This window comes from Amphritea sp., from assembly GCF_050300915.1.
GTDB lineage: Bacteria > Pseudomonadota > Gammaproteobacteria > Pseudomonadales > Balneatricaceae > Amphritea.
Window position 1 is genome coordinate 1 of sequence record NZ_JBNKYN010000067.1, and the last position, 24,608, is coordinate 24,608.

Here is a 24,608-nt window from a genome sequence, read left to right on the forward strand (position 1 = left end):
AGCAGGAGCCGAAGGCTCCGTTCTAACAAGTGGCGTAGCCACGTCTAGCAAGCTGCGAAGCAGCGGTCTAGCGACTGCTCTTATAGGTAAGATGTAAATAAAGTCAGTATAAAAAGGGGTGATCAATGATCGCCCCTTTTTTTATATTTTTATTTTTCTATATTATTTAGTCTATTTGTTAATGAAAATATAATTAATCTTTAATGTTAATTACTTAATTAATATGTTTTTTGATTATTAATTTTTCATAAGAGTATTTTAACGGTTAGGTAACTTTAATGTAATAGTTGCTCACTATTATCGCTGCCAATGAATTTTTGCTTAAAAATATAAGGCAGTAGTAATGCGATTTAGTTTAAATATATTTTTTCCAGTTTTTATTCTGGCTTCTACAACCGTTATGGCAGAGGTTGAATTATCGGCAGGTAGTGGGATCTCTATCATCGCCGTGAATGGTGTTGAAGTAGAAAGTGACTCTCTCATTGGAAATAATATATCTGCAACACTGCCCAACGGTATTAACCAGATTCTGGTTAACTACTCGGCAGAAATAGAGTCATCTGGCGATTTAGAAATAGAAACAACTAATCCTCATATCATTGTTTTTAAAGCCGAAGACAGTCGTCTTGTCCTTTCTGCTCCAGAGATTACACGGATCTCAGACTTTAATGAGTTTGATAAATCTCAGCAGTGGAAACTGGCTGACGGCTCTGGTAGTAGCATCAGTTATCAATCTAAGCCTCTTATTAAGGAGGGGTTTCAACTTAGCCGTGATTATGCATCTGAGCTTCAACGTTTTAACCAGTCTGGTGATGCACTTTCGATTAATAGCTTTGCACCGATTAACCGCCCTCCCGTTACATTACCAATAAATAGTGTCGTCTCGGGTGTCAACATCAGCTCATTATCAAATGGATCTGCTGATAATGCTGATTCTGTAAATCTTCCTGAAAAACTTCTTCAATACTGGTATTTGAAAGCTGATGCTGAAACCCGAGAGCGGTTTAAAGTCTGGATCAGTAATAAATAATTTAATTTTGGATCTTTACCTTATGTCGATGAGGTGGCAGGGATCGCCTTTTTAATAATTTTACTTAACTCACTTTTGTCTTTTCTTAACTGGAGAAAGAAATGAAAAAGCTTATCCTGGCCGCTGCTATTGCCGCGACGACTGCTGGTTCTGCAAGCGCTGCGACTATTTACGAAGGTAAGGGACTCACTTATAAACTGAAAGGTGACTTTCAGATTCAACTGCGTAAAGACGTGGGTAAAGATCAGAACCTGAATGTCGACTTTGATGATCTGGAACTGAAAAACTCAGTTATCTATGATCTGGGTAACGACATGAAGGCCTTTGGTCAGCTGGATTTTGGTTATAAAAATGCAGCAAACGGTAAGGATAAAGAGAAGAGCAGCCAACTGGAAGAGGCATATGTTGGCATGCAGTTTGGTAACGTATCTGTGTCTGTCGGTCAGCAAAACTTTGCTGTAGATAGTTTCGGTGTTGATGAACAGCTTGAAGATGATCTTAAAGAAGACCGTTTTGACGCTACCGCTACTGATGGTAACGATGTGGTTCGTGTTGATCTGAACATGGAAAATTTTACAGTAATTCTGTCTACTGAGCTTGAAGCAGACAGCGAGAAAAGTGCGGATGGCAAAGGGTATGATATTTTCATGTCTACCTCTGTCGCAGGTGTTGAGCTGGCGGCTGCATACCAGACCTTCAATGACAAGAAAACAGCCACTAGCCCTGATATTGATGTCTGGGGTGTAAGCGCTATGTACGATGCAGGCTTTGCTGAGTTCGGCGTGGATTATAGTAAGTCTGATGACGGTAGTGTCGAAGCCAGTCAGTATAACGTTATCACTATTATCCCGGTTGCAGCGACAACTGACCTCGGTTTGGGTCTGACTAAGGTTGAAGAAGATGGCAAGGACGATGTGTCTGAGTGGTACGTAAACGTTGTTTACAAGTTCCCAACTCAGAAGAATGTATCTGTATTTGCCGAGATTGCTGATACCGATGAAGATGACGTTAAGATGGGTTACCTGGCAGGTATGCGTCTTAAGTTCTGATCCTGAGCTTTTGCCGAAAAACAGCGTTTATTCTCAGGTCACCCCTTCGAGCTTTGAATAACTCATTTACAGGCCGGTTTTCGAACCGGCCTTTTTTGTTAAAAAAACCGTGCATGGAAGTCTGTGTTTGTCTGAGGCAGGGATGAGTAGAGGGTAAATTTTACCGCAGCACCCAAGGGGCATACTAAGGGCACAGAGCTCACTGAGAAGAGCTTTTATTTTCCTCTGTGCTCTCTGTGTCCTCTGTGGTGTAACCTGATCTCTGACTAGACGGACAAGCGAAGCGATCGAACACCAGCGCTTAGCCAACTGATTTTTCTTTCAGGTAGTCATGGCACTCCTGCCAGTTACCCCGGTAAACAATCCGGTCAGCTTTCAGGCTTAACTGATATTCATACATCGGGTCGTAATACCACTGCAGCAGCGGTGTCAGCCAGTTCAGATGGGCGTCATATCCTGCGCCTGCCTGATGTAGCTTAATCGCTTTTTCCATCGTTTCCCGCAGGATCTGCCAGCGTTCATTGCCCAGCCGTCTGCGGATTTTATCCAGTCCGGATAGCAGATACTCTTCGCAGAGTAGATGACCCTGTTCCTCGCCATGAACGCGGGTGTAATCCGCGACCATGTCGATGACATATTCTTTTAGTAATCGCTGTAGCCGGATATCAAATGGGTCTTCAATGACTGCGACTGGGGCTGCCAGCATTTTTTGGTAGAGCGGGGCTGGCAGGTCAACACTGCCGATATGTCGCCCTTCATCTTCAAACACCAGTTGCTGAAAGCCTGCATGTTGTTTTTTCAGCATCTGGATAGCGGTGATATTTTCGAAGTTGATCTGGGTGCTTTGCGGATTCACAAAACTGCCAAAGCTGGAGCCGCGATGATGTGCTGCACCTTCGAGATCAATGGCATTCGCCAGCGTATTTACCATCAGCGTCTTTGCTGATCCGGTTTTGCCGCCGACGATATGAAAAGGCAGACTCTCAGATACTTCGCTCAGAACGGTTAGCAGGGCATTTCGCAATGCTTTGTAGCCGCCCAATACCAGAGGGTAGTCAACTCCTGCATCTTTAAGCCATTGCTGAGTGGTACGTGAGCGCAGACCACCCCGGAAGCAGTAGATATAACCTTCGGGATTATTGCGGCAGAACGCCAGCCAGCGCTCCATTCTTTGCTCTTTGATCTGACCACTGACTAACTGGTGACCTAATTTTATTGCCGCTTCCTGGCCATGCTGTTTATAGCAGGTGCCCACCTGTGCCCGTTCATCATCGCTCATAAGTGGAAGGCTTATCGCCGTGGGGAAGGCTCCCTGACTAAACTCAACCGGTGCCCGAAGATCAACCATAGGGGTATCATTCAGAAATAGCTTACGGTAATTATTGGTATCTTCGCGCATAGGGTTCTTATGTTATTTATCTGAGGGAATGTGAATATGCAGGTTCAACTGTCGTAACTGCCGGTCATGCCAGCGGCTAAGGAACAGGACGGCTAAGCAGGCGCCGATCAGGGCGAGCAACATATCGGATTGGGTATCCCAGACGTATCCCTGTGTGCCCAGAAAAGCTTCAGCAGAATCACCGGTCAGCTCGGCCACCCACCACTCAATCAGTTCATAGAGTGCGCTAAATGCCAGGCAGAAGCTAATTGTAAACAGGTTAAGCCAGCGGCGTCCATTCACTGCATGTGCCCTAATCATCAGCTCTCTGGCGATCACCGCGGGAATAAACCCCTGCGCCAGATGGCCTACTTTATCGTAATTGTTGCGCTGCCAGCCAAATAGTTCTGAAATCTGATCAAATAGAGGGACTTCAGCATAGGTATAATGACCGCCTACCATCAGTATGATGCTGTGGATAAGAATCAGCACATAGAGTATTGGTGTCAGTGGATATTTCTTTCGGGTCATCGCTAATACCACAACGCCCACCAGTGCCGGAACAACCTCAAGAAACCAAGTGAACTGATCCTTGGGGTTTATTGCCGACCAGAGTAACGCGGCGCTAAATGTGATAATCCAGAGTATTCGCATCAGCGCAGTATAAATTATTTAGCAGGCCTAAAATAGCGCTGCTTGTGTCACCGATCTGTGCTGCAGATTGTTATTGTTGGTAAAGCAATTGGCTGCCCCGATAATGCCTTTTCACTCTCTGGTAATACATCAAGACTGGGCCAAAGGCCGGTTGACAGAGCCTGCATATAGCCGTTGTTCAGGCCGGATGAGACCATCCGTCTGGCAGCAGTGCTATGGTTATAGGTTAGCCTGTGCCAGCTGCAGACAAGTTGCTGCTCTACTATGGTGATCAACATGTACCAGGTGTCAGCTGTGCCATCATTGGCGGGCATGCCGATAACGCCGGCATTTAACCAATAACCGTTGTCGAGCTTCTGACCAAAGGGGATGCCACAGTGTCCTGCGAGAATGATATCGCTTCCAGATTGTGTCAGTTGTTGTGCTTTTTCCCCGGCAGAAACTGAGGCAAAGATAAACTGATTATTGCTGTGAATCCCCCCATGTATCGCTGTAAAGGTATATTGGCCATAGCTGAAGCGGATCTGTTTGGGTAACTGATTCATCCACCGCTTATTTGTTTCGCTGACCCGGGGGAGGGTGAAGTTATACCACTGTGCCGACAGCAGGTCACAGGTACTGCCCTGACTAAAGCCACAGCCACAGTCTTCAGCGCCATTACCAACAGACTCTTCGCAGTTTCCGGCAATCACCGTGATTCCCCAGTCACGGATCAGCGCAACGGTCTCATCTGGCTCGGCACAGTAGGCAACCAGGTCACCGCTACAGAGTACGTTGCCCGGCTGGATGCCCAGATTGTCTGCTACCTGTCTGATTGCCTGGGTGGCCTGGAGGTTGCTATACGGCCCGCCAAAGATTAGCAGCGGGCTTAACTCATCGGGGCTGAATGGGTTCATACGGTTGTTTCTGTCAGTGTTGGTTGCTGTTTCTGGCTTAGCATGCCTGCCCAGAACAGCAGGCAGCCGCCAACCAGAACACTGAGGGAGATAAACAACAGCTTGGTATATTTATGGCTTTCTCCGAGCAACTGGGTATAACCAGAGGACTCGGTAAAGTACAGAGCTGCGCCTGTTAGTGCTACTACAAAGCAGCTGAGGTAGCTCCATAGTGGGATATCAGTGCGCTTACCCCACAGAGAGAAGAAGATGACCGGGGCAAGGTACATCGACGCTGTGCCGCTGACGGCTACCGCGCTGAACAGATCTTTATTGCCTGAGAACACCAGCAGTAAACCCAGTAAGACAAACACCGCCATCGTGATCCGCCCGTTAGCCACCGAGGGTGCTATCCAGTTCATATCCACGGCAACCAGCTTGGATGCGCTGGACAGGGTGCTATCGAGCGTCGACATTGCGGAGATGACCAGGGTGATATTGAATAGCAGCATCGGGCCTTCTCCGAGCAGACGCATCAGCGCATCATTCATCGCTTCGCCGCTGACTGCATGGGCGCCGGCGATAATACCGAAGCAGCCGAACAGTGTGATACAGACAAAACTGATCCAGGCGGCATGGTAGAAGCTTTTACGGGTGGTCTCTCTGTCCGCCAGAAAGCCCCGGTCCATCATCACCGGGTCATGCATTGGATAACTCCAGATCTGCAGCAGTGCCACCAGTATCAACACCGGGCCGGGGTCAGTGATAGTGAAACTTTTAAACAGCAGTGTAGCGGTGCTGAGCTGTCCGCTTGCGACAACTAAAATAGTCAGCGCGCCCAGTAAAATAAGAAACAGCATCATCTGAAACAGATCGGTGCGCAGGGATGCATGCAGCCCACCCAGCATCGAATAGATCAGGGTGACCACTGCAAACAGCGCGACGGCAGTCGTGTAAGAGGTACTGCCAGCGACGCCGAAGAGGATACCGATAACCAGTATGTTGGCAAACACTTCGCTGATCAGGCGCACGCCGATAACAAAGTTATAACAGCGGGTGCCCCAGCTGCCAAAGCGGTCGGTGAGGAATGCCTGGATACTGTTAAAGCCGTGTTGAAAGCGGACGGAGTCGATAATCTTTGCGCCGGTCAGAAATGAGAGGTAATAGGCTGCATAAGCCAGGGTCCCCCAGATACCGTAGTAGAAGCCCAAAATGGCTGCATTCAGCAGGGACCGGGCAAAAATCCAGGTCGTTACCTGTGAAAATGTCAGCATCAGCAGGCCTGGGGGCTTTCCTGCAGGCGAGAGGCCATTAAAAAAAGTGCTGTTGCTGTTAGCTTTAGGGCTGAGAAACACTGAAACTATAGCGACTGCAGCAACCGCAATGATAAGGGATGTTTCCATTTGCTGTCCTGATATCTGTGCAAAGAACTATGTTTCTATTATGCCCGGATAAGCTGAAATCAGAATGAAAAAGTTATCCGTTTTTTACCGGACGCTGATTAATAGACAAAAAAAAGCCTGTCATCAGACAGGCTTAGATTCAGATGATGTTCAGACGAATTTTTTACCAGTCGGCACGGCAACCACCGGCACTTTAGCCCCTTTAATCACCTGACGTGTTGTCTGGCTGTGATGACCAAAGGTGTTTTCAGAACCCATCACGATCATATCCACGTCTCGCTTAGCAGCGACTTTCAGGATGGAGTCAGTGTAGTTACCCTCAACGATCAGGTGCTCGATATCCAGATCAACGATCTTCTCCAGAGACCCCAGTTCCTCTTCGCAGAACTTCTCAACCCGGGTTTTCATCTGTTGCATAACCTGGTCGATACCCTCATCGTGCATCTTCTTGACAATATCTTCAGGCAGATAGTTTTGAATCAGTGCATGTCCCAGCTCTCCAATCGGCTCAATAACATGCAGCATAATAATGTGTGCCTTCATGGTTTGAGCAAGGTTCACCGCCTGTCTGAAAACCGGGCGGGTGTGTTTGCCCAAAGAGGTGGTGTATAAAATGGTCTTAATTTCAGGAAGTGGCATGCTCAATATCCTCAATAAGTTACTGATCAGCAGAGCTGTGCTGAATCAGTCTGTTTTCTGGTGTTGCATTCGTTGTGTCTGCTTTTGGCTGGCAGACACGATCCAGCAGATAGATGATCGATTTGTAATCTATACCGCTATGGTGTGACAGTCCAATTTCACAGGTGCGGCTGGTCGAATATCCGCTCGTACACCCCTCTACGTCCTGTTTGAGCGTGCGCAGTGCAGACTCATTCAGTTCTGGTGTAGAGAATCCCTTATCACCGGCAAATCCACAACAGGTTATCTGCTCCGGAATAACCAGATTGGTTACACAGGCGGCAACAATCTTTTTCAGCTTTTCAGTCATCCCCATTCGCGTGGTGCTGCAGGTTATATGCAGCGCGACGGTTTCCTCAACCGGTGTAATCTCCAGCCGGTCGAGCAAAAAATCATGGATAAACTCTACCGTATCAAAAAGTTGAATACGTTGATCTGTATTATCCTTTAGTCTTAAGCTGCAAGGGCTGGTATCAGAAAGTACAGGATATTCACCGCCATTGGTAGCCTTGAGTAACATCGCTTCAGTTTCAGCGGCTTTATAGGCCGCGGCGTCAAACATCCCTTTGGATTGAAAAGGCATGCCACAGCAGAGCTGCTCCAGATTATCCGGGTAGATCACCTGATATCCCGCTTTGCGCAATAGCTGCTCAGTTTTTTCCGCTAGTGATGTTTGCTCTTCATCTCCCCGGGCAGGCCCCATCGCGCGGCTGGCGCAGCTGGGCAGATAGACAACTTTTGGTGCATCCGGATCGGTCACCGGGCGGTGAGTATTGATTTTTGGTGCTGCCGTTGGCATGGATGCAGTCCACTGCTGCACCCGTCCTCCTGACAGTTTGCGGGTGGTGTCACAGATCGCACTCATCGCTTTGGTGCCGATCAGTCCGTGGGCCAGATCAGCCCCTTTAAAAGCTATTTTGCTGGCAGTCATCACGCCGCCGTAGTGCTCTGCCAGCCACTGCGCCAGTTTCGTATGGCTTGCATTGTTCTGACTGCGCAATAAACGGGTCAGATCACCGGTGTTAATCTCTACCGGACAGGTGGTGGAGCATAACCCGCAGGCGGCGCAGGTATCTATCCCCTGATAAAGGTACTCTTTGCGTAACTCTGTCAGACGTTGTGGGTCTTCATTGCTGGCCTCAAGCCGGGCAATTTCGCGCCAGATCACAATCCGTTGACGGGGTGTCAGAGTGAGGTCCCGTGAAGGGCAGGTAGGCTCGCAGAAGCCGCACTCGATACATTTATCGATTAGTGGGTCAGCCGCGGGAAGCGGTTTGAGGTTTTCCAGATGTACATGGGTATTACGGTTCAACAGCACGCCGGGGTTGAGAATATTATGCGGGTCAAACAGCTCTTTAATCTCCCACATCAGCGCATAGGCTGCAGACCCCCACTCCTTCTCCACATAAGGGGCCATGTTCCGCCCGGTTCCATGTTCCGCTTTGAGTGAGCCATCATATTTATCGACAACCAGGTTGGCGACATCATCCATCAGACCTTCATAGCGATCTGTCTCAGTCTGGTCATCAAATGACTGGGTAAAGACAAAGTGCAGGTTGCCCTCCAGCGCATGGCCGAAGATTAAGGCTTCATCATAGTGCCACTTATCGAAGATCTGATGCAGATCGTGAACCGCTTCGGCCAGCTGCTCCACCGGGAAAGCGACATCTTCAATAATGACGGTGGTACCGGTTTGCCGCACTGCCCCGACTGCGGGGAACAGGCCCTTACGGATCGCCCAGTACTTAGAGTACTCCAGCGGGTCGGTGGTAAACTCGACCGGGTGGATAGTCTCCAGCGAATTGATGGAGGTTTTGATCTGTTCAACCTGCTCAGCCAGGTGGCTTTTACATCCAGCCCGGGTTTCAACCAGCAGTGCGGCGGCATCATTGGGAAGCGATTTAATAAAACCGGGCATGCCAGGCTTATTCTCGATTGATCGCAGACCGGCCCTGTCCATCATTTCAACGGCGGATACCGGCGTCTTTTTCAGTATCGCCACCGCCTCACAGGTGATATGCACCGTAGGGAAAAAGATCAGTGCAGACGCTTTATCCGCATGCTCATCCACAGTGTTGTAGGTGATGTTGCTGATAAACCCCAGGGTGCCTTCAGAACCGATCATCAGGTGCTGCATGATCTCTATCGGATCCTGATAATCAATCAGCGCATTCAGAGCATAACCGGTGGTGTTTTTCAGTCGGTATTTGTGTTCAATCCGCTGCCGTAACGCATCATTACTTCGGGTCTGCGCGGCCAGGGCTCCCAGTGCGGTCAGCAGGCTACTGTGGCTTTCTTGAAAGGCTGCGACAGAATCGCTGTCTCCGGTATCAACCGTGGTGCCATCGGCCAGAATCAGCTTCATACTGTGCAGCGTGCGATAGCTGTTTTGTGCCGTTCCGCAGCACATGCCGCTGGCATTATTAGCTGCAATTCCGCCAATCATTGCCGTGTTAATAGAGGCAGGGTCCGGGCCGATTTTCTTATTAAACGGTGCCAGATATTTGTTTGCATGGGCGCCAATCACACCGGGTTGCAGTGTAATGCGGCTGGCATCGTCATTGATGGTGTAACCTTTCCAGCCATCTTTCAGTTGAATCAGCACCGAATCGGTAATCGCCTGACCCGACAGGCTGGTTCCTGCTGCCCGGAAGGTTACCGGAATTTTATGGCTATAGGCCAGCTTAACAATGCGGGCAACAGCCTGTTCAGATTCGGGGCGCACGACCAGCTGTGGAATCAGCCGATAGAAACTGGCATCAGTCCCGTATGCAAGGGTGCGAAGCGGATCGGCAATAATCTGCGTAGCGGGCAGAAATTCCTGCAATAGTTGCTTGAATTGTTGATATTCCTGCTTCATTGAAATGCCTCGCATTGGGCAGTGTCTGATTCGGCTGGTTCAGGGACTGCCCGTTTATCTTGTGGCCTGACGACCGGGTGAAATGGAACAGTAGAAGGAGCAAGGCTCCTTCTGACAACGATACTAGTGGCTTAGCCGTAAGCCGCTGCTGGCAACCACAGCACCAGCTGAGGCATAAACACCAGAATCAGCAGCCCCACAAGTTGCAGCAGGATAAAGGGAATAACACCCAGATAAATATCGCTCAGCTTAACACTTGGCGGGCATACCCCCTTGAGATAGAACAGGGCAAAGCCTACCGGCGGTGTCAGGAATGAGGTCTGCAGAGCCATCGCGACCAGCATCACAAACCACACCAGTTCCGGATTATCCACCACACCATAACCATCTATATCCAGTCCCAGTGCCGAGATTACCGGTGCCAGCAGTGGCAGAATGATCAGCGTGATCTCAATCCAGTCAAGGAAGAATCCCAGCAGGAAGATGACCCCAAGAATAAAGAAGATAATACCGTACGGGCCAAATGGCAGACCGGTCAGGAAAGACTCAATCAGCTCATCACCGCCCAGTTCCCGCAGCACCAGCGCAAAACAGGTGGCACCGATAAATATAGCGAAAATATAAGCGGTGGTGTTGTAGGTGCCCTGCATCACCTCTTTAAGCACCCGGAAGTTAAACCTACGGTTGTACACTGCCAGCATCGTTGCACCAAATGCCCCGACACCTGAAGCTTCGGTCGGCGTAGCGAAACCACCAAAAATAGAACCCAGTACAACAAAGATCAGCAGCAGAGTAGGCAATACCGCTTTCAGCACAGAGACAACGGTCTGGAAGGTGACCGGTTTGGTATCCGGAGGGATCGGTGCGGCTTCAGGCTTGAGCTTGCCGACAATCAGGATATAGATGATATACATCGCGCCCAGCATCAGGCCGGGGAATACTGCACCCATAAACAGATCGCCAACGGAGAGTCCCAGCTGATCGGCCATGATAACCAGCATAATACTGGGGGGGATCAGAATCCCCAGCGTACCGGCACTGGCGATGGTGCCCAGTGCCAATGGCATTGAGTAACCCTGTTTGGTCATTGAAGGCAGCGACATTACCGCCAGCAATACCACTGAAGCCCCGATAATACCGGTCGACGCGGCCAGAATAATACCGATGGCGGTCACCGTAATCGCAAGGCCACCGCGAACCCGGCCGAACAGCTCCTGCATCGAGTTCATCAGTCGTTCTGCTACCCCCGATTTATCCAGCATAATGCCCATAAAGATAAACATCGGCAGGGCAACCAGAATCCAGTTGTCCATGATCTTCCACAGGCGGTTAACCACCAGGCCCAGGGTCAGAAAATCCAGACCGGTGATCGTATCGAAATAGGTATCCGCGAGATAACCAATCAGCGCAAAAGCAACACCCACGCCCCCCAGAACCCAGGCGACAGGTATCCCGGTAAACAGCAGTACGATGAACGACAGGAACATCGCAACAACAAGAATCTCATTAATTTCCATTACGCATTATCCCCCTTAAACAGTAAAACCGTGTCGCGATACAGGCGTGATAGCACCGCAACACCTAACAGCAACATGCTGGCCGGTATCGCGCTTTTCATCAGCCAGCGATAGGGCAGGCCCGAAGGGGATTCTGAGTGTTCGTCGATACGATAGGAGTCGGCAACAAAATCCAGACTGTGGATAAAAATAACCGAGATAAAAGGCAGTACTAACAGCAGGATGCCTAATATCTCAATACTATATTTGGTTTTTGATCTGAAGGATGAATAGAACAGATCGACCCGGATATGCGAATTAGTGGTCTGGGCGTATGACAGGCCAAACATCACCCCGAGTGCATACAGGTGCCATTCCAGCTCTTCTAAAACAATCAGGCCGCTGGAAAATCCTTTTCGCAGAATCACCTGAGTAATAATGACCAGCACCAGAAGTACATAGACCCAGGCGATCAGGTGGCCGATTTTCTGGATTGCCCGGTCAATGCTGTCCGCCAGGGGGACAGGGGGCAGGCTGTTAGGCTCGTTCACGATAATGCACCTTTACCAGTTTTTATTGTATGTATGTGGGTTAACGTTGGTAACGTCAATGTATGATCAGGTTTCAGACAAAGCTCTGTAAAACAGCGGTGCCGATATCGCTGCTTTACAGAGAGTTCTCCGGTTAACCTTCAGACAAAGTCAACAGACTGAACGCAGGAGCGGATCTGCCCCTGCGTTTCGGGTTGATACTCAGTTGTTTTTCGCACGTGGCAGGAAGGCGTTGGCTTCCCAAAGGTCATAGCCTTTACGGAAGGTGCTCAGGTCATCCCATACTTTCTTGAAGAATGGGTCCTCAGCGGTTTTCTCAGCAACCACTTCGTTCCATTTCTCTTCAAAGGTCTTCAGCATGGTGTCATTCCAGTAACGGATGTTGACGCCGTTTTCCTTCGCTTTAGCCATTACATCAAACTGCATCGCTTCACCTTCGGCGATAGCGTTAGTTACGGATGCTTTACAGGTGTTATCGACAATCGCCTGCTGACCCGGGCTCATACCTTTCCAGGTGTCGCCATTGATCAGGAGTTCGAAGATAGTCGCTTGCTGATGCCAGCCAGGAAAGTAGTTGTACTTAGCAATTTTGTGTAATCCCAGACGCTGGTCAATCGCTGGCTGAGAGAATTCGGTTGCATCAATCGCGCCTTTCTCCAGCGCGCCAAAGATCTCACCACCGGGCAGCTGGGAGGTGGATACACCCAGTTTTTCCATAACGGAAGCGCCGAGGCCGAAGAAACGCATGTTCAGGCCTTTCAGATCTTCAGGGGTGTTGATCTCTTTTTTAAACCAGCCAGAGGTTTCCGGAGAGATAATCGCGCACGGGATAACGTGTACGTTGTAACCGTTGGAATCATACATCTCCTGATACAGTTTCAGGCCGTTACCGTAATAGAGCCAGGCCATATATTCGCCAGCTTCAGGTCCGAAAGGTACAGCTGAGAACAGGGCGGCTGCAGGAATTTTGCCCTGCCAGTAACCTGCAGTGGCGTAACCTGAGTTAACTTTACCGGAGGAAACCGCCCCCAGAATCTCTTTAGCACCCACCAGTTTACCAGGCTCGTAGATCTTCATCTTGATCGAACCATCGCTCATCAGCGGCAGTTGTTCAGAAACCCACTTAATGGGTGTTCCCAGAGCGGGCAGGTGAGAACCGAAGGCGATAGGTGTCTTCAGAAGGACTTTATCAGCGGCCTGAACTGTTGCCGTTGTTGCCGTCATAGCTGTAGCGATAACAGCGGCAGAGACCAGGGTCTTTGCGAATGTATTCATGATCTTCCCTCACGATGTTTGTTGTTTTTATCTTTAGTTGCCGGATTCAGAACAGGCCATTCGGAAGCCTTGAAAATTTGTTCTTGAATAATTGGTAATACCAATTTACCATGCAATTAGTCGCTACCTTAGAATTTAGAGCCGGGTCTTGTCAATGCTTTTGTAAGTAATAAACTTAGCTTCTTTTTTGTAAAAAGCGCTATTTTTTATATAAATCAATAACAAACAGTATGGTCAGACCAGTTTTCAAATGGTAGTTCTGGCAACGTTTAAACGCCTGTGGGGGCGGCGGTGCTTTATCTGTTGGCTCAGGCCGCGTGCATAAGCGTCCTTAAAATTAATAATTAAAGAGTCAGTTTTGATTAACATCAGTGGCTGACGGAGATGGTCAGATGGCGTATCAGCGAGTCAAGCAGCCGAAAATTTCGGATGTAATCATGGGGCAGCTGGAAGAGATGGTTTTGGAAGGGACACTGAAGCCAGGACAGAAATTGCCTCCGGAGCGGGAGCTGGCAAAACAGTTTGAAGTGTCGCGTCCTTCATTAAGAGAGGCGATACAGAAATTGGCGGCAAAAGGGGTGCTGGTGAGTCGCCAGGGCGGTGGAACCTATATCTCAGAAGAGCTGGGCCGGGCGTTCTCTGACCCCCTGTTAGAACTATTCAAAACCCACCCCGAAGCGCAGTATGATCTGCTGGAGTTTCGCCATGCGCTGGAAGGGGTGTCTGCATATTACGCAGCCCTGCGCAGCACCCCGGCAGATAAAGAGCACATCCGTGCCCGATATGACGCTTTGCAGGGGTTTCATGATCGCAAAGAGTTTGATAAAGAGGTGTACGCAGATGTGGACTTTCACCTTGCCATCGCTGAAGCAACTCACAATATGGTGTTGCTGCATATGATGCGTGCCCTGTTCAGTTTGCTGCGTCAGCATATCTGGGAAAACCTCCAGGATATCTATCCTAAAACCGATATTCGCAGCAAAATACATGAACAGCATTCAGTGTTAATGGAAGCCATTCTTGTCGGGGAGCCGGAGAAGGCCCGCAAAGCAGCTCATGATCATCTTGCCTATGTAGAAGATGCCCTGTTGGAACAGGGAAAAGAGAATACCCGGCTTAAAAGAGCGCTGCGCCGGGCGGATGTAACACCGTTGTAATTAGTGTTCTGTATAAAAACTACAGCATTGGCTATTTTTGTAGCACATGTAGACATTAAAATTGTTTTTTTGTAGTATTACTACATAATAAAAACGATAACAAAAAATGGCAGGCTTGCTGCAGTGCAGCATGAAACCTGTTCACAGACTCATTAAGACATTCACAGAAGTGTTGGTGAGCGGGGCAAAGTAATAAAAATCCACAATATCATCGGGTTCAGCTGATTTAGCTGTTTTTTTGCCTGCTTTTTTACTGATAACTTCTATTCTTAACAGAGTTTACCTGACGCCGGGATGATTGGGATACCTGGTTTTGAGTGCAAGACAAGAATAGTGGAGAAAGGCAAAGTGCAAGAATTTATCGACGATATTGATCCAATTGAAACCAGTGAGTGGATTGAAGCGCTTGAATCTGTAGCGAAGAATGAAGGCGGAGAACGCGCTCACTACCTGCTGAAGAAGCTGGGTGAAAAAGCTTCAGAGATGGGCGTTAATGCAGGTACTACGCTGACGACCCCATACCGCAATACCATTACCTCGAAAGATGAAGTCCGCATGCCGGGCGATCTGTTTATGGAACGTCGTATCCGTTCCTTTATCCGCTGGAACGCGATGGCGATGGTCATGCGCGCCAATGATAACTCTGACGGCCTTGGCGGTCATATCTCCAGCTTCTCCTCCTCTGCAACACTTTATGATATCGGTTTTAACTATTTCTTCCACGGCTCTGAAGGCGATCGCGAAGGTGATCTGGTGTTCTTCCAGGGGCATATCTCTCCTGGGATCTATTCTCGTGCCTATCTGGAAGGCCGTCTGACCGAAGAGCAGATGGATAACTTCCGTCGTGAAGTGGATGGCGTTGGTTTGTCATCTTATCCACATCCATGGCTGATGCCGGATTTCTGGCAGTTCCCAACCGTATCAATGGGTCTTGGCCCTATTCAGGCGATCTATCAGGCGCACGTTATGCGCTACCTGTCTGCACGCTCTCTGATCAATCGTGGCGAGCGTAAAGTGTGGGCATTCCTGGGTGACGGTGAGTGTGATGAACCGGAATCTCTGGGTGCGATCTCCCTGGCAGGCCGCGAACAGCTGGAAAACCTGGTGTTTGTGGTTAACTGTAACCTGCAGCGTCTGGATGGACCTGTACGGGGTAACGGTAAAATTGTTCAGGAGCTGGAAGGCGTATTCCGCGGGGCTGGCTGGAACGTTATTAAATGTCTGTGGGGCCGTCACTGGGATCCACTGTTTGAAAATGATGAAAAAGGTTTGCTGCAGAAGCGTATGGACGAAGTCTGTGACGGCGAGCTGCAGAACTATAAAGCGAACGGTGGTGCCTACACCCGTGAGCACTTCTTCGGTAAATACCCAGAGCTGCTGGAGATGGTTAAGGATCTGTCAGACGATGACATCATGAACCTCAACCGCGGCGGCCACGATCCCTATAAGGTATACGCAGCCTATCATGCGGCGATGAACCATAAGGGGCAGCCAACCGTTATTCTGGCGCAAACCGTTAAAGGTTACGGTACTGGTAAATCAGGTCAGGCGAAGAACGACACCCATTCCATGAAGAAAGTGGCGATGGATGATCTGAAAGATTTCCGTGACCACCACAATATTCCGCTGACCGATGATCAGCTGAAAGAGGTTCCATACTACCGTCCATCGCCTGATTCTGCAGAGATGAAGTACATGATGGAGCGGCGTAATAAACTGGGCGGTGTTTACCCTACCCGTCGCAGCGATTTCGATGCCCTGGAAATTCCACCACTGGATACCTTCGCGGCGCAGTTGAAAGATAGCGGTAAGCGCGAAATGTCCACCCAGATGGTGCTTAACCGGGTGATGAGCACACTGGTGAAAGATAAGAATATGGGCGAGCGGGTTGTGCCGATCGTGCCGGATGAAGCCCGTACCTTTGGTATGGAAGGTATGTTCCGTCAGCTGGGTATCTATACCTCAGCAGGACAGCGCTATGTACCGCACGATTCTGATCAGATCATGTTCTACAAAGAGTCCAAGACCGGTCAGATTCTCGAAGAGGGTATTAACGAAGCCGGTGCGATGTCTGCCTGGATGGCGTGTGCGACCTCTTACAGCAACAACAACTGCACCATGGTGCCGTTCTACATCTACTACTCTATGTTCGGCTTCCAGCGGATCATGGATCTGGCCTGGGCTGCCGGTGATATGCAGGCCCGTGGCTTCCTGATCGGTGCTACCTCAGGTCGTACCACACTGAATGGTGAAGGTTTGCAGCACCAGGATGGTCACTCTCACCTGATGGCGCAGATGATTCCAAACTGTGTCTCTTACGATCCTACCTTTGGTTACGAGCTGACGGTTATCGTCCAGGATGGCCTGAAGCGGATGTTCCAGGACAAAGAGAATAAGTTCTACTACATCACCACCATGAACGAGAACTACGCTCACCCAGCCATGCCGGTGGGTGCTGAGGAAGGCATCGTTAAAGGGATGTACGTTCTGCAGGAAGGTAAAGACTCCGATAAGAAAGTACAGCTGATGGGTTGCGGTACTATCCTGCGTGAAGTGATTGCAGCGGCGGATATTCTGCGGGATGAGTTCGGTGTTGAATCGGACATCTGGAGCACCACCTCTATCAACGAACTGCGTCGTGATGCTCAGAGTGTCGCTCGCTGGAATATGCTGCACCCTGAAGAAGAGGCACGCGTCTCTTACCTGCAAGAGTGTCTGCAAGACCGTCAGGGGCCAGTGATCGCATCGACCGACTACATGCGTATCTATGCTGATCAGCTGCGTGAATACATCCCGCGCACCTATAAAGTATTGGGTACCGACGGCTTTGGTCGTTCAGACACCCGTGCCAAGCTGCGTGAGTTCTTCGAAGTGAACCGTTATTACGTCACGGTTGCCGCACTGACTGCGTTGGCAGAAGAGGGCAAGGTTGAACGTACTGTTGTAGCCAAAGCGATGCAGAAGTTTGGCATTAACCCGGAAAAACCAGCCCCATGGACTGTGTAACCCGAAGCTGAACTTTTAAGAGAGGATAATGACGTGAGTACTGTAAACATTACGGTTCCTGATATTGGTGGTTACGCAGACGTAGATATTGTTGAGATCTGTGTAGCGGTTGGTGACACAGTGGTTGAGGGCGATTCCCTGATCGTCCTGGAAACCGATAAGGCATCGATGGAGGTGCCATCTACCCACGCGGGTACAGTGAAAGAGATTCTGGTTGAAGCGGACGGTACCTGTAACGAAGGCCAGGCCATCGTGGTGCTGGAGACCGGCCTGGTGGTTGAAGAGGTGGCCCCGGTTGCTGCCGCGCCTGCCGCCGAGCCTACACCGGCACCTGCGGCAGCAGCACCTGCAGTAGCGCCAGCAGCCGCGAGTGCGGTTGAGAAAGTTCTGGTGCCTGATCTGAGTGGTGCCACCGACGTTGATGTGGTTGAAGTCCTGGTGAAGGATGGCGACACCGTTGCGGAAGGTGATTCCCTGATCGTGCTGGAAACCGACAAGGCCTCAATGGAAGTTCCGGCGCCGATGTCTGGTGTCATCGTATCGATGAAGATCAAAGAGGGCGACACCACCAACGAAGGTGATCATCTGTGTGATATTCAGGTTGCTGGTGGCGTCGCTGTTGCAGCGCCTGTCGCGGCATCTGCACCGGTTGCCGCAGCAGAAGCTCCGGCTCCTGTTGCTGCTGCACCTGCTCCAACAGCGGGCGGTGTGGAAGACGTACTGATCCCTGATCTGAGCGGCGCCACCGACGTTGATGTGGTTGAAGTGCTGGTTAAGGACGGCGACACCGTTGCGGAAGGTGACTCCCTGATCGTTCTGGAAACGGATAAAGCCTCTATGGAAGTACCGGCGCCAAAAGCTGGCGTGGTTAAATCCATGAAGATCAAAGAGGGTGATCAGGTCAACGAAGGTCAGTTGCTGATGCAACTGGAGGTCGCTGGTGGATCGGCGCCTGCAGCAGCACCTGTTGCATCTGCTCCGGCGGCCGCGCCTGCACCCGCAGCGGCTCCGGCGAAAGCAGCGGCCCCTGCACCAGTGGCAAGCGCCACGGTTGATCGTGAAGCGCTGGAGAAGAAGAACAAATCCGTTCATGCTGGCCCGGCAGTCCGTGCAACGGCGCGTGAGTATGGTGTTGATCTGTCTCTGGTGACGGGTACCGGTCCACGTGGCCGTATCCTCAAAGAGGATGTTCAGGCTTACGTCAAAGGCGCGCTGAAGCAACTGGCTGAGAAGCCTGCCGCCGCCGCTGTGACTGGTGGTTCAGGTATCCCGGCCATTCCTGAAGTCGATTTCAGCCAGTTCGGTGAGATCGAGATGGAGAAGATGTCCAAGATCCATAAGCTGACCGCGGCTAATATGTCCCGCTGCTGGCTGAACATTCCGCACGTTACACAGTTTGATAAAGCGGATATTACCGATCTGGAAGCGTTCCGTGCCGAAATGAAGGATGAAGCGGCGCGCAATGGCGTTAAACTGACGCCGCTGCCGTTCATGCTCAAAGCAATTGCGATTGCTCTCAAAGCGCATCCGAAATTCAATGCTTCGTTGCATGCCGATGGTGAACACATCGTCTACAAAAAGTATGTCAATATCGGTATGGCAGTAGATACGCCTAACGGTCTGATGGTTCCGGTAATTAAGGACGCAGACAAGAAGAGTATCTACGAGCTGTCACTGGAAGCGACAGAACTGGCCGGTAAGGCGAAAGATCGTAAGCTCAAGCCAACAGAGATGCAGGGCGCTTGCTTTACCATCTCAAGCCTGGGTGGTATCGGCGGTACTGGCTTTACGCCAATCGTTAATGCCCCTGAAGTGGCGATTCTGGGTGTCTCTAAAGCGGATATCGAACCGCGCTGGAACGGTAAGGAGTTTGAACCCCGTAAGATGCTGCCACTGTGCCTGTCTTACGATCACCGTGCTATCAACGGCAGTGATGCGGGTCGCTTCCTGACCTACCTCAACCAGCTGCTGAGCGATGTCCGTCGCATGGTGATGTAATCCTGAAGCTTCAGTGATTACCTGAATTCCGGTAGCTCAGCGGTTATCCCCCGCCGACTACCGGTGGTTCGGTGGTTAAACACCGAATCGGATGCGACAGCGTGCAGGCTGTCGCATCAACTTTTCTTCTTTTTTCCATGGTTATTCTTGTACCCATGACTCGGGCCCCTACTCATTATTGAGCAGGGGCTTTTTTTTGATCTTGTTTTTCCTGCCTCTGCTTTCAATCAGATGATTGTTTCGACCACCGTTTTTCCTGTAGCCGCGGTAAAACTTTCTTAGCAAAAGCCTTTCTCTATGTTCCTCGGTCTCCTTTGTGCTAAAAATAGCGCTGTGCTCTTCCTGAGCTTGCTTAGGCGAAGCATTTACTCCATGAACACTGGCTCGGCTCTCTGGCAATCCTATGGTAATATCGCCTTCATAAAATACCGCTCGTCTTGATCGGGATAAATTTCGCAAATGCAGCATATTCATTGGTAGAGTTTGCCTTAAATGGAATGGCTGCAAAGGGTAAATAGCGCATGAAAGTAACGGTTTTTGGTATAGGTTATGTAGGCCTGGTTCAGGCGGCGGTGCTGGCAGAGGTTGGTCATGAGGTCTGCTGTGTTGATGTCGATGCGCAGAAGGTTGAAAACCTGAAAAATGGCATCATTCCCATCTACGAACCCGGTTTGACGCCTATCGTACAGTCAAACTATGAAGCCGGACGTTTGATTTTTACTACTGATGCCAAAGAGGCTGTTGAGTTTGGTGAGATTCAGTTTATCGCGGTCGGAACGCCTCCGGATGAAGACGGCTCAGCCGATCTTCAGTATGTTCAGGCGGTAGCAAAAACCATCGCCACCTATATGACCGGGCCACGTATTATTATTGATAAATCCACGGTGCCAGTGGGCACCGGTGATAAGGTCAAAGCAACGATTGCAGAGACTCTGGCGGCTCGTGGTGCCGGGCTTGAATACCACGTGGTGTCTAACCCTGAATTCCTCAAAGAGGGGGCTGCGGTCAGCGACTGTATGCGCCCCGACCGTATTGTTATCGGTACTGACAGCGATCACGTCAAAGATGTGATGACCGAACTGTATGCGCCCTTTAACCGTAATCATGACCGCATTATCTTTATGGATATCCGCAGTGCCGAGCTGACCAAATATGCAGCTAACTGCATGCTGGCTACCAAAATCAGCTTTATGAATGAGATGGCTAACATCGCTGAAAGGGTAGGGGCAGATATCGAGAATGTTCGAAATGGTATCGGTTCCGATGAACGGATCGGCTACCACTTTATCTATCCGGGCTGTGGCTATGGTGGTTCATGCTTTCCGAAAGATGTTCAGGCATTGGTGAAAACCTCTGAACAGATCGGATATGACTCACAGATTCTGAAAGCGGTAGAAGCGGTAAATGCCAAACAGAAAACTAAACTGTTTGAACTGATTAACCGTCACTTTAATGGTGATATCGCCGGTAAAACCGTTGCGCTGTGGGGCTTGTCCTTCAAACCGAAAACTGATGATATGCGTGAAGCGTCCAGCCGGGTGCTGATGCAGTTACTATGGGACGCGGGTGCTAAAGTGCAGGCGTATGACCCTGAAGCGATGGAAGAAACCCAGCGAATCTTCGGTTCTCGTCCCGATCTGAACCTGATGGGCACCAAGGAAGCCGCCCTGAACGGCGCAGATATGCTGGTTATCTGTACCGAGTGGCAAAGCTTCCGGGCACCGGATTTTAATCTGATCAAAACACAACTGGCGGAACCGGTAATCTTCGATGGCCGTAATCTGTATGATCCACAGCGTATGGCAGATCGTGGCTTCAGCTACTATGCAATCGGTCGTGGGCTTTCTATCCAGCTTTAATCTTCGTCGAGAGAAAATGGATTATTACCACCGGGGACTCAGCGTAGGCAGAGAGGAGCTTTGTACCTGTTAAGTTGCTCGGTGTTCTAGGTGGCCTCTGTGGTAAATGCCTTGTAGGAGCCCCTTCCAGGGGCGATAATTCCAACAGTCGAACAACTTCCAGGTTTATATAATGCAACTAACTTATCTAGTGACTGGTGCTGCAGGGTTTATCGGCAACTTTGTATCAGAACGGCTGTGTCAGGCAGGCCATAAAGTGATCGGCCTGGATAACCTGAATAATTACTATGATCCGACACTAAAAGATGCCCGCCTGAAACGGCTGGAGCAGTATCCTGAGTTCAGCTTCAGAAAACTGGATCTGGCTGACCGCGAAGGGATGGCTCAGCTGTTTGCAGAGAGTGGCTTTGACCGGGTTATCCATCTGGCCGCTCAGGCCGGGGTGCGTTATTCACTGGAAAATCCGTTTGCTTATGTTGATTCCAACCTGACCGGTATGATGACGATTCTGGAAGGCTGCCGTCAGAACAATGTAAAACACCTGGTCTATGCTTCATCCTCATCTGTGTACGGCATGAATACTAAAATGCCTTTTTCCACCGCGGATGGAGTTGACCATCCGGTATCATTGTATGCCGCGACGAAAAAATCCAATGAACTGATGGCGCACAGTTATTCACATCTCTATGGCATTCCCACCACCGGCCTGCGTTTCTTTACCGTCTATGGCCCCTGGGGCCGCCCGGATATGGCGCCGTTTCTGTTCACCAGTGCGATTCTGGAAGACCGTCCGATCAAGGTCTTCAACCACGGGAAAATGCTGCGCGACTTCACCTATGTCGACGATATTGTTGAAGGTGTTATCCGCATTCAGGATGTGATTCCTCAGGTGGATGAAAATAACCCAAGAATCAGCCCGGACAGCAGCAGTGCGCCTTATCGGGTGTACAACATCGGCAACAACGAACCGATTGAACTCAGCCGCTTTATTGAAGCGATTGAATCTGCAGCGGGTAAAGTCGCAGTAAAAGAATACCTGCCGATGCAGCCCGGTGATGTTCCGGCAACCTATGCTGATATAGATAGCTTGCAAGCTGCCGTGGGCTTCAAACCCAGCACCACCATTGAAGATGGTATGCAGAAGTTTGTTGAATGGTATAAAGCGTATTACAACGCTTAAGATCTTGCTCACCACAGGGAACACAGTACCCAAAGGGCATGCTAAGTTCAGAGAGAAACGTTTTCACTAATAGCTTTTCCTCTGTGTTCTCGGTGTCCTCTGTGGTTAACTGATTTTGGAGAGTGTCTTACCGCAGAGGCTGAAGTCCCCAAAGGGCATACTAAGTTCAGAGAAAAACGCTTTTGCTAATAGCTTTTCCTCTGTGTTGAAAACAGTTTTCAAGGTATAAGAGCTTGCTCACCACAGAGAACACCGTACCCAAAGGGCATGCTAAGGGCACTGAGGAAAGACGAAGCGCTTTTTGTCACTAATAATGTTCTCGCTTGTTCCTGAGTAATTGTCGCGAGTGAACGCTTTTCAATAAAGAGATTAAAATAGATCACTTCTCTCTGTGTACTCTGTGGTTTACTGATTTTGAAGAGTGTCTTACCGTAAAGAATGAAGTCCCCAAAGGGCATACTAAGTTCAGAGAGAAACGTTTTCACTAATAGCTTTTCCTCTGTGTTCTCGGTGTCCTCTGTGGTAAAAATAGTTTTATTCTCTATCAGAGCTAAGACAAGCTAAAGAACAAGGATGTTCATATGATTGATATAAAGCACCACGGCGCAACTACAGGCGTAACCGGCTCTTGCCATGAGCTTGTGTTAGATAACAACACCAGCGTTCTGATCGATTGCGGCATGTTTCAAGGCGCAGAGGGTTCAGGTAATGAATCCGATAATCTCAAGCTCGACTTTCCTGTAACAGATGTAAAAGCCCTGTTTATCACCCACTGTCATATCGATCACGTAGGGCGAATCCCTTCGCTGATTGCCGCGGGGTTCAACGGGCCGATCTACGCATCCAAGGCGACGGCCAGGTTATTACCATTGGTACTGGAAGATGCTTTGAAGATTGGGGTCACGCGAGATGTAAAACTGATCAGTCAGTTTCTTAAGCTGCTGAATAAACTTATTCAACCCCTGGACTACAAACAATGGTATCAGGTCGACTCAATAAACGGCCTGCGTGTACGCTATAAACCTGCCGGTCATATACTCGGGTCTGCCTATATCGAGTTTGAATACGGTCTTGATAAGAAAAAGGAAATCATACTGTTCTCCGGCGATCTCGGTGCGCCCTATGCGCCGTTACTTCCGGCTCCAAAAGCACCCTGGCGGGCCGACCGGCTGATTCTGGAAAGCACCTACGGAGACAAAATCCATGAGAATAGACGCAATCGTCGACAGCAGCTGCAAAAGGTTATTCAGCACTGCCTGAAAGATGCCGGTACGGTGCTGATTCCGGCATTTAGCATAGGCAGAACCCAGGAGCTGCTGTACGAACTGGAAGACATTATCCACCGGCAGAAAGGCACTACATGGAAAGATATCGATGTGATTGTCGATTCACCTCTGGCGGCAAAGTTTACCGAACATTATCGGGAACTGTGTGATCTCTGGGATGCTGAAGCAAAAGCACGTAAGGCCGATGGACGTCACCCGCTTACCTTTGATCAACTGATTACCGTCGACTCCCATCGTCAGCATATGAAGCTGGTGAACTATCTCAAAAGTAGCGGGCGGCCAGCCATTGTCATTGCTGCCAGCGGTATGTGTGCCGGTGGCCGGATAGTTAACTACCTCAAGGCACTATTGGCTGATCCAAGAACCGATGTCGTTTTTGTGGGATATCAGGCGAATGGCACGCCAGGGCGTGATATCCAGCAATACGGTGCTGATAAATACAGAGAGCGAGGAGGCTATGTTTTCTTAGACAATGAACGCATAGATATCAGGGCTGGGGTGCATACCGTCAGTGGATACTCCGCCCATGCCGATCAGCATAATCTGATTAACTTCGTTAAAAGAATGCGTCATAAACCAAAAGAGATTCGCTTAGTGCATGGGGATGAAGAGGCTAAGCGGTCACTCAAGAAAGAGCTGGCAAGCGTTTCTCCTGCGTCAGAAATTCTTGTGCCTGGAATATAGCAGTCAACAAGCGGTTAACCACAGAGTAGTTTTCCTCTGTGGTGAAAACAGTTTTCAAGGTATAAGAGCTTGCTCACCACAGAGAACACAGAGGGCTGAGGGTACCGAGGAAAGACGAAGCGTTTTTTCTCACTAATAAAGCTCTCGCTTGTTCCTGAGTAATTGTCGCGAGTGAACGCTTTTCAATAA

General features: G+C 49.7%; 18 protein-coding genes. 8 read left to right on the forward strand and 10 right to left on the reverse strand.

Annotation, left to right across the window (positions count from 1 at the left end):
* Nucleotides 1-343: 343 nt before the first annotated feature.
* Complete coding sequence (locus ACQY8X_RS15740) at nt 344-1,030, forward strand: YccT family protein (RefSeq protein ID WP_428036096.1); 687 nt, start codon at nt 344-346, stop codon at nt 1,028-1,030.
* 101 nt (nt 1,031-1,131) lie between these two features.
* Nucleotides 1,132-2,079, forward strand: a complete 948-nt coding sequence (locus ACQY8X_RS15745; RefSeq protein ID WP_428036097.1) for a porin — start codon at nt 1,132-1,134, stop codon at nt 2,077-2,079.
* A gap of 301 nt (nt 2,080-2,380) precedes the next feature.
* On the opposite strand, the gene mnmH is transcribed toward ACQY8X_RS15745, so the two are convergent.
* The 9 genes from mnmH to ACQY8X_RS15790 form a co-directional block, all read right to left on the reverse strand.
* Nucleotides 2,381-3,478, reverse strand: coding sequence for a tRNA 2-selenouridine(34) synthase MnmH (mnmH, locus tag ACQY8X_RS15750; protein ID WP_428036098.1), 1,098 nt, complete (start codon nt 3,476-3,478; stop codon nt 2,381-2,383).
* A gap of 12 nt (nt 3,479-3,490) precedes the next feature.
* Nucleotides 3,491-4,111, reverse strand: a complete 621-nt coding sequence (locus tag ACQY8X_RS15755) for a DUF2238 domain-containing protein (protein WP_428036099.1) — start codon at nt 4,109-4,111, stop codon at nt 3,491-3,493.
* A 47-nt stretch (nt 4,112-4,158) separates the two neighbouring features.
* Nucleotides 4,159-5,007 carry a metallophosphoesterase family protein gene (locus tag ACQY8X_RS15760; RefSeq protein WP_428036100.1) on the reverse strand — a complete coding sequence of 283 codons (849 nt, stop codon included), beginning with the start codon at nt 5,005-5,007 and terminating at the stop codon, nt 4,159-4,161.
* The gene (locus ACQY8X_RS15765) at nt 5,004-6,389 is read right to left on the reverse strand and encodes a sodium:solute symporter family transporter (RefSeq protein ID WP_428036101.1); all 1,386 of its coding nucleotides are present in this window, start codon (nt 6,387-6,389) and stop codon (nt 5,004-5,006) included. The genes ACQY8X_RS15760 and ACQY8X_RS15765 overlap by 4 nt, the downstream gene beginning before the upstream one ends.
* A 150-nt stretch (nt 6,390-6,539) precedes the next feature.
* A complete protein-coding gene (locus tag ACQY8X_RS15770) occupies nt 6,540-7,028 on the reverse strand; it encodes a universal stress protein (protein ID WP_428036102.1) in 489 nt (162 codons plus the stop codon).
* 19 nt (nt 7,029-7,047) lie between these two features.
* Complete coding sequence (locus tag ACQY8X_RS15775; RefSeq protein WP_428036103.1) at nt 7,048-9,927, reverse strand: FAD-binding and (Fe-S)-binding domain-containing protein; 2,880 nt, start codon at nt 9,925-9,927, stop codon at nt 7,048-7,050.
* Between the two features lie 131 nt (nt 9,928-10,058).
* Complete coding sequence (locus ACQY8X_RS15780) at nt 10,059-11,444, reverse strand: TRAP transporter large permease (RefSeq protein ID WP_428036104.1); 1,386 nt, start codon at nt 11,442-11,444, stop codon at nt 10,059-10,061.
* Nucleotides 11,444-11,974 (reverse strand): TRAP transporter small permease subunit, encoded by a 531-nt coding sequence (locus tag ACQY8X_RS15785; protein ID WP_428036105.1) that lies wholly within the window; start codon nt 11,972-11,974, stop codon nt 11,444-11,446. Before ACQY8X_RS15785 ends, ACQY8X_RS15780 begins: the two co-directional genes overlap by 1 nt.
* Before the next feature lie 201 nt (nt 11,975-12,175).
* On the reverse strand, nt 12,176-13,249 hold the full coding sequence (locus ACQY8X_RS15790) for a TRAP transporter substrate-binding protein (protein ID WP_428036106.1): 1,074 nt from the start codon (nt 13,247-13,249) through the stop codon (nt 12,176-12,178).
* Between the two features lie 392 nt (nt 13,250-13,641).
* On the opposite strand from ACQY8X_RS15790, the gene pdhR reads away from it, so the two are divergent.
* The 3 genes from pdhR to aceF all read left to right on the forward strand — a co-directional run bounded on the left by pdhR (nt 13,642) and on the right by aceF (nt 19,410).
* The gene (gene pdhR / locus ACQY8X_RS15795) at nt 13,642-14,406 is read left to right on the forward strand and encodes a pyruvate dehydrogenase complex transcriptional repressor PdhR (protein ID WP_428036107.1); all 765 of its coding nucleotides are present in this window, start codon (nt 13,642-13,644) and stop codon (nt 14,404-14,406) included.
* Between the two features lie 294 nt (nt 14,407-14,700).
* Nucleotides 14,701-17,412, forward strand: coding sequence for a pyruvate dehydrogenase (acetyl-transferring), homodimeric type (gene aceE, locus ACQY8X_RS15800; RefSeq protein ID WP_428036108.1), 2,712 nt, complete (start codon nt 14,701-14,703; stop codon nt 17,410-17,412).
* Nucleotides 17,413-17,445: 33 nt separating this feature from the next.
* Nucleotides 17,446-19,410: a pyruvate dehydrogenase complex dihydrolipoyllysine-residue acetyltransferase gene (gene aceF, locus ACQY8X_RS15805; RefSeq protein WP_428036109.1), complete on the forward strand. Its 1,965-nt coding sequence runs from the start codon at nt 17,446-17,448 to the stop codon at nt 19,408-19,410.
* A 168-nt stretch (nt 19,411-19,578) separates the two neighbouring features.
* Here aceF and ACQY8X_RS15810 read toward each other — a convergent pair whose 3' ends face one another.
* A complete protein-coding gene (locus ACQY8X_RS15810) occupies nt 19,579-19,884 on the reverse strand; it encodes a hypothetical protein (RefSeq protein ID WP_428036110.1) in 306 nt (101 codons plus the stop codon).
* Nucleotides 19,885-19,931: 47 nt separating this feature from the next.
* On the opposite strand from ACQY8X_RS15810, the gene ACQY8X_RS15815 reads away from it, so the two are divergent.
* The 3 genes from ACQY8X_RS15815 to ACQY8X_RS15825 all read left to right on the forward strand — a co-directional run bounded on the left by ACQY8X_RS15815 (nt 19,932) and on the right by ACQY8X_RS15825 (nt 24,419).
* Nucleotides 19,932-21,269 carry a UDP-glucose dehydrogenase family protein gene (locus ACQY8X_RS15815; RefSeq protein ID WP_428036111.1) on the forward strand — a complete coding sequence of 446 codons (1,338 nt, stop codon included), beginning with the start codon at nt 19,932-19,934 and terminating at the stop codon, nt 21,267-21,269.
* Nucleotides 21,270-21,441: 172 nt separating this feature from the next.
* Complete coding sequence (locus ACQY8X_RS15820; RefSeq protein WP_428036112.1) at nt 21,442-22,449, forward strand: NAD-dependent epimerase; 1,008 nt, start codon at nt 21,442-21,444, stop codon at nt 22,447-22,449.
* 581 nt (nt 22,450-23,030) lie between these two features.
* The gene (locus tag ACQY8X_RS15825) at nt 23,031-24,419 is read left to right on the forward strand and encodes an MBL fold metallo-hydrolase RNA specificity domain-containing protein (RefSeq protein ID WP_428036113.1); all 1,389 of its coding nucleotides are present in this window, start codon (nt 23,031-23,033) and stop codon (nt 24,417-24,419) included.
* Nucleotides 24,420-24,608 lie beyond the last annotated feature (189 nt).